The sequence below is a fragment of the Rhizobium sp. Root1220 genome (assembly GCF_001426265.1).
Taxonomy (GTDB): Bacteria; Pseudomonadota; Alphaproteobacteria; order Rhizobiales; family Rhizobiaceae; genus Rhizobium.
The window spans coordinates 1-15,049 of sequence record NZ_LMDG01000020.1; the positions used below are offsets into that span (position 1 = coordinate 1).

Consider the following 15,049-nt stretch of genomic DNA (forward strand, 5'->3'; position numbering starts at 1 on the left):
CCTGCGCCGAGGCGCGGGGCAGAAACGCGTTGGTACTCCGCCCGGAAAAACAAAATGGGCGGATGAGAAGCTAATGCGGCGAGTTTTTCAACGATATCGGCGCAAAGCGGTCTCTCGCTGATGACTGCTGTCGGCCTAAACCACTCATTCCACGTCGGCAATGAGTCGGCGCGGCCCGGGTCCGTCTGTACCTAGTTTGTCACCCCAATTTACCAGGGCACATCTGTCAATCGAGAGACACCCACAACCGATGCAGTCCGACAAACCGTCTCGTAATTTTTGGAGCTGGATTATCCGTTCATCTAAATCCTTGGACCACTCTGCCGACATAAGTTCCCAATCATCGCGGGACGGTGTTCTTCCGTTTGGCAACTTTGTGAACGCTCTGCCAATGGCCGAAAGAGGAACACCCAGGTTCTGAGCAACCCGTATAACGGCAACTCTTCGCAGAACATCGCTCGTGTACCGTCGTTGATTACCTCCAGTTCGGTGGCTGCAAATCAGACCCTTAGACTCGTAAAAATGCAATGCTGAGACAGCGACACCTGCTCTTGCCGCAACCTGTCCAACAGTTAACTCTCGTGCCATTGGCTTCCCCTCTTGACCTCAACTTTAGTTGAGGTTGTACGAAATGCAAGGCGGTCGCGCTCATGTCGAGGCGACACACTCCAAAGGAGAACGTCTTGGTCACATATTTTCGGTATTCGAAACCCAAATATTCCTGCCGTACAAGACTCATAGGAGCCGTCGTTCTACAACTGCTCGGCACCGGATTGTTGGCATCCCTATTTTGCCTGTTAGATACAATTACGGCGAAGCCAACGGGAACTCTTGGTCAGCTTGTCCCGTGTTTGGTGGGGGGTGGCGCTGGCTTTCACTTTGTGGCTTTTCGTCGGCCATCTACGGACAGCCACCTGAGCCTCGTCGCGTCATCATTCCTGGCATTGGGGGCATTGTATTGGCTAGTATCCTATTCGCTGCCTGACCTGTTGCTAGCAAGATTGATCTCTGGATTCGGACTCGGTGTTGCGGTCGCAAAGGCCTTCAGACATCGCTTTCTTGAGAAGCCAATTCTTCCCCGCGTTCACTAGAATGTGCATCCCATAGATTTAGATCGACCACACAACATCAGGAAGCGGCCGAGGTAGTTGTCGCCTTCCAGCCCAAACCGGACCTGTCAGCGATGGAGATACGCCAGACCGCACTCCGGCGGATCTACTTTCTTCGTGCTATATACGTCGATTTTTACTGATGCGTGCTTGCTATTCCAGAAGTGAAAGCTGTTCAATTGCTTTTGAAGCTAGCGACAAAGCTGGTAGGCATTTTCATTAAGGCAAACCGCCGTCCATAGCGCACTCGTACACCTCGCAGGGTGTCGTCTGAGCTGATCCCACCCAACTCAATCCTTGGAGGACAGCATGGTACCGATCAAAAGCAAGCACGGAATGTCGGCATTTCTTCTGACCGCGACCACCCTCGGCGGCTTTGGCATCGCGTTTGGCCAGACGGCTGACAAAATCCCACTTATTCTGGTTACCCCCGACCAGGTGGAGTCCAGCATCGGCACGCTGGACTTTAAGGACGGCGCTCCGAGCGCTGAAACCACAAAGAAGGTGTATGACACGCTCGCTTTCACCCGAGGTCTCGATGCGTTCCTCAACAGTTACGGCGGTGCGTCCGCCTATGCGATCCATAAGGGCCTTCTCGGCATCGGTGCTGAAGACAACACTGTTACCATCTTTCCCGAACTGATGGATTCGAAGTCGCTGTTTCTCACCGCCAACGCCGATACCGTCTACTACTTCAGCGTCGTAGACCTGACGAAGGGACCGATGGTTATCGAGCAGCCTCCAAAGGGCGTCGGCACCATCAATGACATGTGGTTCCAGTGGATCATCGACATCGGCTTCCCGGGTCCCGACCGTGGCGAAGGCGGGAGGTACCTGCTCCTTCCACCCGGTTACGACGGTCCGGTTCCGGAAGGCGGCTTCTATGTCGCTCGCTCGAAGACGAACCGGGTATGCTTCCCGTGGCTATCTTGTTGACGATGATCCCAAGGCGACCGTCGCGAACATCAAGGAGCACATGAAGATATATCCGTACACACCAGGGGGCGTGGGTACGAGCATTGCGACCGCACTGGAAGGTAAGGTCAAGCTTGAGGGCATTCCAGAAGTGCCTGTGACCAAGTTCAACGAGGTAAGCGGGAAGGCGTTCAATACGATCCCGCCGAGCGACTACTCGTTCTTCGAAATGATCAATGCCAATATTCAGGCCGAGCCAGCGGACTCCTATAACCCGGAACTCGCCGGGCAACTGGCGGCAATTGGAATCGCGAAGGGAAAGGAATTCAATCCAGACGAGCGAATGAAGAAAATCCTCACCGACGCAGCCGCAGTTGGAAACGCATCGGGGCGCGTGCTCAATTGGGATGCCTATAATATTCCGGGTTGGGCGTACTACCCCGGTTCAGCCTGGGCCAACATGCTTTGGCAAGGGGGCGCGAATTTCGAGACGCCACCGCCGATGATAACCAAAGAAGGGCTGTTCGCCCCCTTGCCGCCGACCGGTGCTCGGACCCTCGACTCCAAGACCGCTTTCTACTACGGCTACACACTAGACTCGCCCGGCATGATCATGCGGTTGCCCAAGGTTGGCTCACAGTATCTCATGGGCTTCGTTGATGCGGACAAGAATCCTTATGACGGCGGCAAAACCTACAAGGTGATCCTCCCGCCAAACATTCCAGCCGAGGCATTCTGGTCTTTCACGCTCTACGACAACCAATCGCGTTCAATGCTCGACACCCCGCAGCGCTATCCACGCGCGGGCAGCCAGTCCTACCCATCACCCGCTGCCGAAGCTGACGCCGATGGGTCCACCACGATCTACTTCGGACCCACCCAGCCGAAGGACGTGAAGCGCGGCAACTGGATTCAGACCGTGCCCGACAAGGGATGGTTCATGCTCCTTCGCCTCTATAGTCCTCTTGAATCTTTCTTCACTAAGGAGTGGCGTCCGAGTGAGGTCGAACTCGTGCCCTGAGGTTTGGGAGCGTTTGACTGCAACAATAGCGCGGCCTAGCGAGTGTCCCGCTAGTCATCTCTCATGACCACCGATGGCGCACAGCCGAATACGGCCCTCGGCCCAAACCTGGCATGGCATCATCGAAACTGGATCGTTTGACGGAGGGTTGACAATCCTGCTCGACGGGAAACTGAAGTTGCTCAGGTTTGCGAAGCAATCACGTTCGTTAGCATTGCGCGAAACTCAGCCGGTATAGGGTCTGGAACATGATCTATGACCAGTTGGATCAACCTAGCGGCGGATGACATCGGTGCGGTTTGATCGTCGACGAGAGCGTGGAGCTTTCGCGCAAGCTGACCCGGCATCGTGAGTAGAAAGCCCTGGTTGCTCACTACGTCCAACCATTGTTCACGCATCCATGCAGGCAGCTTGGGACGAATGGAGGTTGGTACGGTGGCAGGAGGTGCTTGCAGTATCAGAAGGTGCAAATGTAACAGCCGAATAGGTTGGAGGCGGGCTGGTTCAACTAGCTCCGATGCCTCGGCCAAGAGACCCGAGAGCATCAACTCGAAGCTCCTGGATTGGGTTTGTGTTTGACCTTGCGACAAAGCGAACGCAGGCTCGATGGTATCAATGTGAGTTTGCCGAACAAGCAGGAACAACTCGGCTACGAATGGTTGGCGGCCCTCCACAAGGCCAAGGATGGCCGAACCCAGAACCAGCATTTGAAATAGGCTGACCGCCGACTTCTGTTCATCTGTTGTGAGGTCCCGGGTAATGTACTCTCGTGGGTTTTCCAGGTCGGGCTTGCTGTCCACGGATTGAGACATCCGGTTGATCACTGCCATTTGCACTATATTAAATGACGTGGCTGCCACCCCAGCAGCATCTCCAATGCGTTGGTAGTATTCGAGCGCGTGATTGTCGAACCACGCTTCACCAACAGACAGGCGTTTCCCCGCCATCTTCTGGATCAGTCCCGACCGGACCCTGGCTGGCAGTCCGCACTGAAGCTCGATGGACGCCAACATGTAGCGAGCGATGCCTAAGGCTGCGATCTTGTTGTCAGTTAATGATGGGCTGGGTTCGGGATTGCTTATCGCGCCGGGAAGAATCGCGGGTTTTTCTCCATTTCCTAGAGTGACGTTTCCGGTTAGCTGATCTTGCGCCCACAGCAGAGCATGGCGGTAGAGCGCGTGGCAATGTCTGGCATTCAGGCTTTCGTCTACTTCAAACCTGGCCACCTCAGACAGACCATCGTCAAAAGCGTCTGTGAAGCCCTTGCGGTCACCGAAATGCCAACGAGCCACCCCAATGTCTCCCAGAAGCCCAGTTGCCATGACGTCCATGGATCGGAGGTCTGAGGATTTAGCGGCGGCCCTGGCTGTACGGAAGAACTCTTCAGCTAGCTTCCAGTCGCCTGCGTTGGCAGCCGTGATACCAGCCTCGCGAAATGCAAAGGCTTTTTCTATAAATGAAATTTCGCGATCCTGCATTGCGGCAAGGCGCTTGAAGAGGGTGAGCGCTTCCGGATAGTTCGTTGCTCGAAATTCGATCTTGGCCTGAGCCCGGACCAAAACCCAATTATCGGGGCCTGCCCACTTTTGAGCTTGATCGAGGGCTTGCATGGCTTTGTCGGAAGAATTTCCATATTCGTCTAGAATTACAGCCTGATATTTGGTGGCCGTCACCGCGAGGTCTTCTAAACCCCAGCCTCGGGCCAGGTTGGCCATCTGTAGATACATGGGGGCGTGAATGGCCGCGTCCATCGTATCTGCCGAATGGTCCTTCAGCCATGGTCCGTTGAAGTACATCTCACTGTCCATTTCGCGAAGTGCAAGCGCCGCGAACAGCTCTTGCCGGAAGCTCTGAACACACCGATCAATCGCTGTAAACGCTTCCAACGTATCGGAGATTTTTTGGAATGCTTGGGCGTGCATAAGGAACATGATGCCAAAACTAGACGTCTGTTGGTCGTCGTGCCGGACGTTGTAAGCGCTCCTTAGCTCGTCGTGCTCGGTCGTCCGAGCGATCTCGTACATCCGATATAGATAGCTTATTAGCTCGAAGGGTCCCCAACGACCAACCATCGCTGTGACAGATTTTGAGAGGACCATTAGTTCGAGCACTTCTGCTCCATCGTGGCCTTCGACGAGCTTAAGTTCGCGGTGCAACGCGTCCCATATCTCACGAGTACGGACTTCGTCACTGTCAGGCTCATTTGCTACCAGCAGGAATTGTGCCAGCCGAATAACGACATTGAGGTACGGGTCCGCTTGGTAGAGCGGACGATCTGCTCGCATCGTTTGGATTGCGAAGAATGCGACTCCCAGCTTTGCCAGTTCTTCGTTGTCGAGCTGGATCGTTGCTATCGAAATTCTCATGAGCACCGATTTTTCATCGGAGGCCAACGCCATCATAAAGGCAGCGTTCATTTTGCCCGCGTCGAGCGACCGACCAGATGTCATTTTATTGGCGATGAGCCGCTGCCAGCTAAGTCTTCGGGTTTCCGAAACGGTCTTGGTTGCCAGGTCCGATACCAACGGGGAGGTTTGGTAGACACCATCGTACGGTTCATTGATCCATGGCCCGACAAGCGCATCGAATGCGTGCCCAGCATTCGGAATCGGTGGATCACCCTCGGCAATCGCGAGAACCGTTTCCCTGTCGAACTTTCCTGGAATGAGTGTGATTCTAGCAAGCAGGTCAAGTTGGTCAGAGCTAAGCGAGCCGACAAGGCGCTTCCTAGCTTCGTCTCGAACCTTGGCAAGCTCCGAATTGCCGCCCAATAGCGCGTTCAGGTTTCGAAGTTCGTCGAATGGCCACTGGCGGGCGGCTAGGTTCCTTCCTAGAGCCTGCACGAGCTGCGGATGCCCAGAGCCGGACGCATAAAACACATATCTGGACCAGATGTCAGGCGTGCCACCCAAGTCACTTATAACGCCTTGAATGTCATTCTCGTTGAGTTCTGGAATCACCAACGTCGATGTCGAGGCGACTTCAAGAGCGGCGAGGGAGGCCTCGGATGGCTTGGAGTAAGCTGTCACCACTAGGAGACCAGATGATTTTTCGATGGAACCCAAGAAAGCAGTAAAGGCGTCCTTAACCTTGGCGTCTTCGAAATGCTCAAAATCATCCAGTAGAATCCCCGTGAATTGCACGCCCTCTAAGGCCTGAGCGGCCGAGTAAAGAAGGTCGGACAATTCACGAGGTGCTAGCCCTCTGACGTTCAGCGCTTTCCATGTTCCACCGACGTCGGACGCGACCAACCGAGCTAAGGTCGTTTTTCCAAACCCAGCGCCCGAAAAGAGCCATGCGCTTCTGTTGTTTACGAGCCGGTTTTGGATGGCTTGTCGCAGTGCAGTTCGCGGAGCGATAGTAGGAATGGTCGCCCTATGTGAGACAGGTTTAAAGATATCGGCGAGGGAAGGAGGCCGAATGACCGCGTCCGCTCCGAGGCCCTGAGCTTCGATCAGCCGCAGCAGCAATTGTTGCTGTTGTAGATATTGATCAACCGGCACACTTATCGACGTATGTTCGCTTATCAAGGAAATCAGGTCGGCCTTCGAAAGGGTCCGATTCGTCGGCTGCATACAGGCTTCTAGGACTCGGGCAATAATGGGGCCAAGACATTTCATCATCACGCTCGATGAGATGCTGCGTTCTGTGCCCATCTGAAGCAACCGATCTCGCAGTCTGTCGAGCAACGGTTCGAGCTGTAGGCCCTCCGTGTCCCAGATTACCCTCTTTAGGAAGCTTTCCCGATAGTCTTGATCGGACAGCGACGCCATGGCCGCTTGGGTTGCGGGGTTAAGGGGCAGACGATCTAACAATTTCCGAATTGGAGCTATTTCAGCGAGCGCGGACGCTTGTCGCCAGTAGAGGAGGGCGGCTGCGCCATTGATCCGGTCTTCGGCATTGCGTTCCATGCCGATCCCGGACGTCGTTAAAAATCGGATCGTCAACGACTTGTCTGGATTGGCACTCCGCAGAAAGAAATATGAGTCAATTGCGGCAAGCACGCCCTTGTCGCGAACCGTAATGTTCTTTGTCGTGGCTTTCGACTGAGTTGCGGTCAACTCGGTCTCCGAAGACACGGCAAAATCTTCTGCAACTTCGAGATGAAGCAGCTCATTGTCGGCAATTTGCAACCAGGCTAGTGCCGATGCGTAAATTTGGTAGGTATAGCCCCGGATAGCATCGATTGCCTGGCGCGACTCGTCTCCCGCAATGTTCCGTCCTGCTGCACTCACTACCCGCCTCTACTTGGGAATGCGCTTCGAAGTGGAATTTTCAAACGAGTACCAATGCGAGTATCTCGGCAAAAGTCGGTCCACAAGCGGATCACGCGTTACTGCTTGCCGTAACGAGCTGTCCGAGTTGCGCTTGTGATCCAAACAATGTGGGACGCTCAATCCGGATATCCCTTATGAAGTCACCTTCGAACAAGTCATACCGGATTAGCGATCCGATGAATTTGATGAAGGACATGAACTGCTCGTCTTTCTCCGGGAATGCGTTAGGCTCGTTGCTGGTAATTACCAATGCACATGGCGTGTAGAGATCAAGGCAGTGAAGCAAAGTGGACCGAACCTGTTTGCGCTGCTCATCAGTCGTAAAAACGTATCTGCTGTCAACATTCTGCGTGTCCTGCACCACCTTCGAGTGGGAAGTCGGATTCTTCAAAACGGCCGTTACTTCGTAACCCTTCTCGATATAAAACGTAGGATTCTTCTCCCGATGACTCATGCTTCGGGCCGCCTTGTCGTGGTTGGAATCGTAATAGCTGAAAAGCAACGGCTGTTCGGGATCAACAAAAACGCACAACTCGAAATGTGAGCCGGGAATCCAGCCCCGCAACGTTTCTTCACCGAATTTCAGTGTGCCGGTTATCAACGACCTGCGAGCATCGTAGGTGTTTTGGCCTGACTTGCTTACATCATCGATGGCGGTGTTTCTCTCAGAAATTAGACGTTGCAAACGTCTCATCGGCAGAATTTCGGACTTGAGAAAGTGCTGATTGAGCATGGAAAGGAAAACCTTACCGCATCCGGCTAGAACGCTGGTCGTGATGATCGTGGTAAAAGCCTTCGTTATGTCCACCCCATTCGCAACAATCGACCAAAGCATGTACCCTTCGAGTACGAGAAAGCCTGCCGTCGCGGCAATGAAGAGACCGAAGACTGTGTTCCGTTGTCCTAACGACAGCATATCATCGACTCGCTATGAACTTGCCGAAGCTTTCGAGGGTGCACCGAGTATTGTCCATTTGGAGGATCGGACCGGTTTGGGCCGCAATCCATTGATCGTAGAGGTCGAGCTGGCGAGGTAGGCTATCGATGATTACGCTAGGGTGTCCAGTCGCTCGGAGGCGAGCAAGAAGGGGCTCAACTGGCCCCCGCAGGAAAATCGTCAGGTCAGGCTTTGGAACCTCCTGTTCCGCTTCCTTTGCGAGCTTTGCGAGCGCGTCATACTCGTCGCGTGATAGCAGCCCGTTCTCGAAATGCATGCGGCAAAATATGCTGGCGTCTTCGTCGATACTTCTATCGAAAACTATCTTTTCAGACACCCGGAGACTTTTCCAAGCTGCGACCCTCGCGTGGATGATTGCAGCTTGCAATTCGGCGCAGTGTGACCGGGGATCGTTTCGAAATCGCTGAAAAATTGGCTCCGGGATTGACTCGCGAAGAGCGGTGTAGCCCCAGTCTGCAAGAGCTGAAGCAAAGGAGGTCTTACCCGTCCCCGTCGGACCAGAGAGCAATACGATCATTTCAAAATGCCACGCTTCTTAGACAACAGACTAGAACGACCTGCAACTTCAAATACACTGGATAAATTCAACCGCAAAGTTGTTCCGAGCGCCGTATATCCTATCGCCGCGATATCCACAGGTCCTGGAACTACAGCGTTCGGTTGGACGCCGACCACTGGAAGTTTCAGTACAAATCGACCCGCAGGCTTGAATGTCAGACGTGATGGAAAGCTTCGAGCAATCCATTTGGACGGTGTTCTGCACAGCGCTTGGAGCGGAATATCGCGAACAAAGGGCAACCGTGGTCACAATGGCGTGGTATCAGTTCCGCTAACGAGCATGAAATCAGGCAGAAAATCGAGATTCTGAGTGACTCCTGGTCTTCGCAACGTTTCACAATATCGCGGACGGAGAGGGGCAACTCCGCCCGCGCCTCAAATCAATTCCATGAGGGGAAATGAGATTTGAGGGAGCGTTGTCAGCGCTTTCCGTGAATGTGGTGCGTCGGCGCTGAGTTGGGAATTTTAAAGGGTACGGTCACCACCTGCCCGGGAAGATGTTGTGGTTTGCGTCGACCAGGGAAATCGTCACCTTGTGCTCTCCAGGTAGTAACCCGGCTATGTCGACGGTATTGGTGTCACTCGGGTCCGCACACCACCAAGGCAGGTCGTCAACAATGATGTGCAGATGGCCAACCCGTGGCGATACCTTGGCTGCGTCGGCTCCGAAGACTGGCTTTATGTTCAGGTTCTCGACCCGGTATTGCGCCCAAAACACGCCCTGCGAGAGGCCTTCGGCGAGTGGGGGGGCTACGATCAACCAGGGCGGCGGCTCGTTCTTGACCGCCGCATAAGGCGATGCGCCCCGGATTTCCTTCGCACTCTGGGCCATGGCACTCGTGGCAAGCATCATGGCAACGGCAACTACAGCAACTGTGTTGATAGTGATCATAACTCAGCCTTTCCTTATGCGTAGCAGGCGTCCGTCACGCAGACGGACCTGTTGCGCGGTGTAGTGTTCGGTGTTGGGTTTTATGGATGGAGTGAACTGCGGCCCGTGCTATCCGTGCCGCTCGCGCCAAGGCAGGTGACGCAACTCATTGGCAAGAGAGAGCACGGCGGCCTCTCGAAATCGATGCGACCATCGACGCATCCAGTCCTCGTCCTCCAAGGAGAACTTCCAGTCATCGATGACTGCCGGTCTAATCAAGAGAAACGGTATAGGAGCTGTGAAAGGACGAAATTCCGGATTGTAAAGAGCCCGTCCATCGTTGGTTCCGTAGAACCCGCCAAGCACCAGGCCATCGTCCACATAAGATGGAACAGCAAGTTGCTGCAGCACATCACTAAGAATAGTCTTCGCTTCCCCTGCGGAAACATCGGTGAGCACGACGATGATCGATTTGTTGGTTCCGTTTTCGGCATCAACAGGTTGCGTCTTAAGAAGGAGCTTCTTGTAGCGCGTTATCTGTCTCAGAAGATCGGAGGGCTCCAGTGCTGCAACCCTTTCGGAAGCGAGCCAGACCGATTTGTTCCCCTCCCGCTCATATCGATGTTGGGAGGGAGTGGCAGGTAAACGCGTAGTCGCCGAGGACACCAGCGGAGGCGGCACAATTCCTCATTTCCCAGGAAGTCCCCAACTTGGACGCTGATTTAGCAAGCAAGAATTTGTAGGCATAACCAGTTGTCGTTTGGGCGGTGTGAAGCCTACATCTCAATTAGCAATCGACAGGAGAAAATGGTGACGAACGAAATGATGGGCTTGGCCTCGATAAACGCGAGCATGGAACAGATGAAGGGAATTGCGTACCGGCAGAAAAACCCTGCGGGCTATATGAGAGAGAGGATGATGAAGCTCATTGCCGAGCACGAAACCATTCTTGGTGACGACGAAGAGCTGGGTGTTGTCGTCATTGGTGGAAATACCCCGTCCTTTCACCTGCGGTCGATTCAGGCGTCAGACCCCGACATCCTTCGTTTCATAGGCAAGGATGCCGACGGGAACGTGATTCAGCTAATTCAGCACCATTCTCAGATGGGAATTGTGGTGATGAGTTTGCAAAAACTGGAGGAGAAGGCCTACAGGGTAGGTTTCGTGCACTCGAACCACTCTTAGTCAATTGGGACCGATCAGATCGGCTGGACGGCTGTGCCGGTCGCTGATCAGCCGTTGGGCTTCCGTTGGAATCCGGGGGTTACCTGTTTCGATCCGCCAATCTAGGAGGCAGTCCAGGCAAGCACAATCAATCCCTCAGCAGATGACATTTCTTGTACTTGAGACCACTCCCGCAGTAGCACGTGTGATTGCGTCCAAGTTCGAGCTGCGGCCCACCGAACATGGTTCTCTCAAGGTAATCAATTGACTTGGGCGCGGCTAAGGTCGCTACCTCGGCGTCCATTTGAAAATTGCGCTTCCACTCGTAATCCAGAGACAGCCCAAACCGAAACGCACAGGCACCAGGCGACACTGATATGCCGAACCACTTGGATGCTTTTTCACTGTATTTCCGCCGCTCGCAATGTCGTTTCAAGATATTCGCAGCAATCCACTCCGGTTCGAAATTGCAGTGAACTGTAATCCCCGTGCTTTCCTTGCCCATTGCAAAGGTTATATCGCGGTTTCTGCCACTCAGCTGAGCATCGGCAGCTATCCCATCTATCATCCTGCTTAGCTGGAAGGCACTCTCACCGCTTAGTTTTAGAAGCTCCAGACCGACCGCCAACGTACGTGGCTCGGAGCGAGCTTCAATTTCGTCGATTAGCTGCCCGACCGTCGTTTCCTGTAAATCGGTAAGAATCCCGCGCGGGGTCTTCTGTCCTTCGATCCCCTCTCTTCGTGCCGCCATAGCGATATCAACGTCGGCGGACAGATCATCGTCCAGGACAAAATAGTCGTATTCCCCCATCCAAAGGTTTTTCTTCAAATGGTAGCCTAGAGCGACGATCTCATGTGACAGTCCGATGCGGTCGCCAGCAAGTGACCGTAGCTCCAGGTAACTAAGGAACCGAAGCGGCGAAGTTAGGAACTCGGCCATGACGTCGATGAAGAAGACATCGCATACTAACGGGCGTTCCAAACCTTTCACGTTCTCAGTCGTCAGAAACCGCTGAGCCTGGAACGTGAGTGACGGGTAGTGCTCGGAAACAACGCAAACGGGATGGATTTTTGTGAGATTTGCGGCGAGAGCAATCTCATTTCCATCAGGATCAGCCACGAAGCCGCCGCCTGCCAAGAGATGTTTGGCACAGTCGACAGCTTGGTCGCAGGCGTCTTGAACCGCGCCCTTGAAGTCGGTTTGCAGTTGGAGGTCGTTACCTTTACGCGCGTTTAGCGTAAGTTTCTTCGATTTGGCCTGAACGAGAATGGCGATATCGCCGACTATCGCAAGAACATCGATTTCGCCGAGTTTTTCCTTCCGACCTGAGGTTTTCCAGATGTCCACGTTGATGAAGACGTTGTCGGCACCGAAAACCGCCCTGAGACGGTCCGCTGTGAAGTCCTCGGTGAAAGCCCCACGGTTCGTCGATGCCGTCGAGCGATAATCCCGGTCGGCGTTCAACCAATAGAATGGCGTATCATAGAGTGCCTCGGTCAAGCTCACATAGAGAAGGAGGATACGGACATTGCCCTCTCCCCTCAAGATAGGAAAGCCATTGAAGGCGTTGAAATCACTCAACGAGCGAAAAGTGGGATTTCCGTCGTCGGGTAAGGTAAAGGCGTCAATGACCGCATCAACAGTCGCTTGAGGAATGCCACAACTCTCGGCGACCTCGGACGTGGTGAACACGAAACCATCAAGTAGCGTCCTGTCTTCTGGTCGTTTCTGCCGAAGCGATTTCAGAGTAGTTGGCAATTTGGCGTTCTGAAGGTTCGTGACCGCCATGACGACGCGCTTCGCTTCGTCTGAAGAAAACCCCTTGTTACGCTGCAGCCACTCAGTGTCTCGCGTATATTTCTGTACTGATAGGTCTCGATATTGCGATGGATAGGCCGATTCGGCGGCATAGAAGATGGCTTCTCGAAGTGCTTCAGCTCCTTTGAACGGATTGGATGCGGCATCAACCTTGCCCTCTTTTAAGGCCTTGATCATTTCCGCGCGGATCGGCTCCTTCAGGACTTCGTGCAGCTCCCTCAACAGCGATTCCGCCTTGTTGGCTAAGCGTTCGAATTCGGCACTCACTGGCACGGCGAAGTCGCGGGGGGAACGAACCATCAGCCCAATCAGCGTCGAAATCTCTGTGCGGATCAATCGACTATGCGAGAACAGCTTCGCGTAGTCTTCGCCTTTCAGCTCGTCCTTATAGCCAACAACATGATCTCGAAAGCAGAAGTAGGCGATGACGTGAACGAATCCCGGGCTGACACAAAGGTCAGCGAGTTCTTCAAACACCTGTTGTTCCGTTCGCACCTTGGCACCGCTCATAGACTGATCAATCGGCCGAAGCCTTGGCCTTCTCGGCTTTGGTCAACTGTTCGACCCGATTGTTTACAAACAGGTAGAGATTGGTTGCGAACATTCCGACGAACACGGCAACTAGGACCATGGTGTAGAAGCTATCCGGACCACGAACGACATCCGCAGGCTGGAAGCCTTGCTTCTCAAGGTGTGGCGCGAGAATCGAAATGAAGACCCCGCTTTTGATCCCAACCCATGAGAAAGCTGCGAGAAGCCCTGACCCAATTGCAAGCGGCAGTTCCTGGACGACGCGAACTCCAGAAATCAAGAGTCTTGCACACGCGCCAAGGATTCCCAACAGAAAGGGGATCGTTAAAATAATGAAAGCATTCAGTCCTTGGTTTATGAGCTTAAGTGTTTCGGGCTCGATGAGGTAGATTTGCGGGTTCGTCAAAGAAAGGGCCATGAGCAAAGTCATCACACCGACAATCACGCAAACTAATACTAGAGTTTTGCGAAGCTCTGACTGTCGTTTGTCGTACGCTTCGAGCCGCTGAGCCGCTGCTTGGTCGAGCACAACACGCGGCGATGTGTGATCGATAGGAAAGTCGGTTACTGTGCCCCCAGTTTCCGGAACTGATTCCGCTGATCCGGTATTCTCTACAGTTGCCATCCTTCATCCCCCAATATCGCACAACCCTTAGGGGAGATGGCAGTCTAGAGCAAGCGGGCGTGTGATTGCTTGCGACGGGGAAACGAGTTTATCTGCCGACTATTATCAGCATTTCAAAGAAGGTTACGGATCGCGTGCAACCATCATCAGTGATTTGCACGTGGCGGCAGCTATATCGTCTATTCCGAGGTTCACTTTGTAGCTGGAACTGTTGGCGAACACTGCGCTTGAATGAACCGAGGGCGGCTTCGAGGAAGGCGTGAACCAGGACATCGACGAGCTGCCATCCGTGATCGCAGCGAAATGAACGCCTTAAAGGCTTCCGCTCCAAGACCGGGGTGCCGGGTTCGAAGTTCATCATCGGACCATCCCGGTTCGATAACAAAGACCCGTCCATTTTTTCAAGAACTGGAACTGGCGCTTTCTGACCTGGTTCATGAAGTGGCGACCGACAGCACCTGATCGGTTCGCAGGACCCCCGTCGTATGATGACAGTAGGATTTGTCGAGCGGACAGCGCCTGCCGCGAGGACGAATGTCTTCGCCTTCATTCGCTTCAGCTCGCCATCCTGCCGGTACTCGGCAATCGAACGCCCATCAGCTCCAACAATAAGACGCAGAACTTCAGCGTCACTTTCGAGCTACGCGATCAAAGATCGATAACGAAGCCTGGACGGAATCCGGACGTATAAAATTCTCCTCGGTAGCCCAGCGGATTGCAAATGACCCGAGTGTGATCTGCCATGTAGTCGCGAAATTTATGTATGTGCCCATGAACCCATAGGCTCGGCCATCGGCGGAGAATCAGGTCAGACAGATCAGAAGCAAAGGCAGCGTTCGTCACATTTCCGAAAAATGCTGGATCAAAGCTTTGCATCAAGGGGGCGTGGTGTGTCACAACGACCGTTCCTCCTTGGAAAGCCAGCGACAACTCTCTGTCGATAAATTTGAGGCTCTCGCTGTGCCGTTCAAGGATTTCCCGGACGGTGACCATGCCCTTTTCACCCATCCTTCTGGCGTCCGAGCGATAAATGCATTGAAAATCCATCATGCGCGACGGCACCAGTTCTAAAGCTTTGACGCGCCTCTCTTCCGGCGGGATATGCTCGTCATCGCCAATGGATACAGCGAAATCAGTCCACAAAGTCGCACCGATGAATCGGCAGTCACCGACGGCAACCACGGGATTGATCGCTGCAACC

At 53.8% G+C, this 15,049-nt stretch carries 9 protein-coding genes and 1 pseudogene; 2 read left to right on the top strand and 8 right to left on the bottom strand.

Features of this window, described 5'->3' with window-relative positions:
* Positions 1 to 144 precede the first annotated feature (144 nt).
* The gene (soxR, locus tag ASC90_RS28255) at positions 145 to 588 is read right to left on the bottom strand and encodes a redox-sensitive transcriptional activator SoxR (protein ID WP_082519918.1); all 444 of its coding nucleotides are present in this window, start codon (positions 586 to 588) and stop codon (positions 145 to 147) included.
* A gap of 857 nt (positions 589 to 1,445) precedes the next feature.
* Here soxR and ASC90_RS14220 point away from each other — a divergent pair.
* A pseudogene (locus ASC90_RS14220) lies at positions 1,446 to 3,045 on the top strand (DUF1254 domain-containing protein).
* Positions 3,046 to 3,227: 182 nt separating this feature from the next.
* Here the strand turns inward: ASC90_RS14220 and ASC90_RS14225 are convergent.
* The 4 genes from ASC90_RS14225 to ASC90_RS14245 all read right to left on the bottom strand — a co-directional run bounded on the left by ASC90_RS14225 (position 3,228) and on the right by ASC90_RS14245 (position 10,390).
* Positions 3,228 to 7,280 carry a hypothetical protein gene (locus ASC90_RS14225; protein WP_056541467.1) on the bottom strand — a complete coding sequence of 1,351 codons (4,053 nt, stop codon included), beginning with the start codon at positions 7,278 to 7,280 and terminating at the stop codon, positions 3,228 to 3,230.
* A 91-nt stretch (positions 7,281 to 7,371) separates the two neighbouring features.
* Complete coding sequence (locus tag ASC90_RS14230; RefSeq protein ID WP_056541470.1) at positions 7,372 to 8,238, bottom strand: hypothetical protein; 867 nt, start codon at positions 8,236 to 8,238, stop codon at positions 7,372 to 7,374.
* A 1,078-nt stretch (positions 8,239 to 9,316) separates the two neighbouring features.
* Complete coding sequence (locus ASC90_RS14240) at positions 9,317 to 9,730, bottom strand: DUF6130 family protein (protein WP_056541477.1); 414 nt, start codon at positions 9,728 to 9,730, stop codon at positions 9,317 to 9,319.
* A gap of 108 nt (positions 9,731 to 9,838) precedes the next feature.
* The gene (locus tag ASC90_RS14245; protein WP_056541479.1) at positions 9,839 to 10,390 is read right to left on the bottom strand and encodes a DUF6875 domain-containing protein; all 552 of its coding nucleotides are present in this window, start codon (positions 10,388 to 10,390) and stop codon (positions 9,839 to 9,841) included.
* 126 nt (positions 10,391 to 10,516) lie between these two features.
* Between ASC90_RS14245 and ASC90_RS14250 the strand changes: the two genes are divergently transcribed.
* A complete protein-coding gene (locus ASC90_RS14250) occupies positions 10,517 to 10,894 on the top strand; it encodes a hypothetical protein (protein ID WP_056541482.1) in 378 nt (125 codons plus the stop codon).
* 127 nt (positions 10,895 to 11,021) lie between these two features.
* Here ASC90_RS14250 and ASC90_RS14255 read toward each other — a convergent pair whose 3' ends face one another.
* The 3 genes from ASC90_RS14255 to ASC90_RS29130 all read right to left on the bottom strand — a co-directional run.
* Positions 11,022 to 13,202 (bottom strand): SEC-C domain-containing protein, encoded by a 2,181-nt coding sequence (locus ASC90_RS14255; protein WP_056541485.1) that lies wholly within the window; start codon positions 13,200 to 13,202, stop codon positions 11,022 to 11,024.
* Positions 13,203 to 13,209: 7 nt separating this feature from the next.
* Complete coding sequence (locus ASC90_RS14260; protein ID WP_056541487.1) at positions 13,210 to 13,848, bottom strand: hypothetical protein; 639 nt, start codon at positions 13,846 to 13,848, stop codon at positions 13,210 to 13,212.
* 648 nt (positions 13,849 to 14,496) lie between these two features.
* On the bottom strand, positions 14,497 to 15,049 hold a 553-nt coding region (locus ASC90_RS29130; RefSeq protein WP_056541490.1), incomplete at its 5' end, for a hypothetical protein.

Coding starts and splice junctions, on each gene's coding strand:
- soxR (WP_082519918.1), bottom strand. CDS start 588: ATGGCACGAGAGTTAACTGTTGGACAGGTTGCGGCAAGAGCAGGTGTC.
- ASC90_RS14230 (WP_056541470.1), bottom strand. CDS start 8,238: ATGCTGTCGTTAGGACAACGGAACACAGTCTTCGGTCTCTTCATTGCC.
- ASC90_RS14240 (WP_056541477.1), bottom strand. CDS start 9,730: ATGATCACTATCAACACAGTTGCTGTAGTTGCCGTTGCCATGATGCTT.
- ASC90_RS14250 (WP_056541482.1), top strand. CDS start 10,517: ATGGTGACGAACGAAATGATGGGCTTGGCCTCGATAAACGCGAGCATG.
- ASC90_RS14255 (WP_056541485.1), bottom strand. CDS start 13,202: ATGAGCGGTGCCAAGGTGCGAACGGAACAACAGGTGTTTGAAGAACTC.
- ASC90_RS14260 (WP_056541487.1), bottom strand. CDS start 13,848: ATGGCAACTGTAGAGAATACCGGATCAGCGGAATCAGTTCCGGAAACT.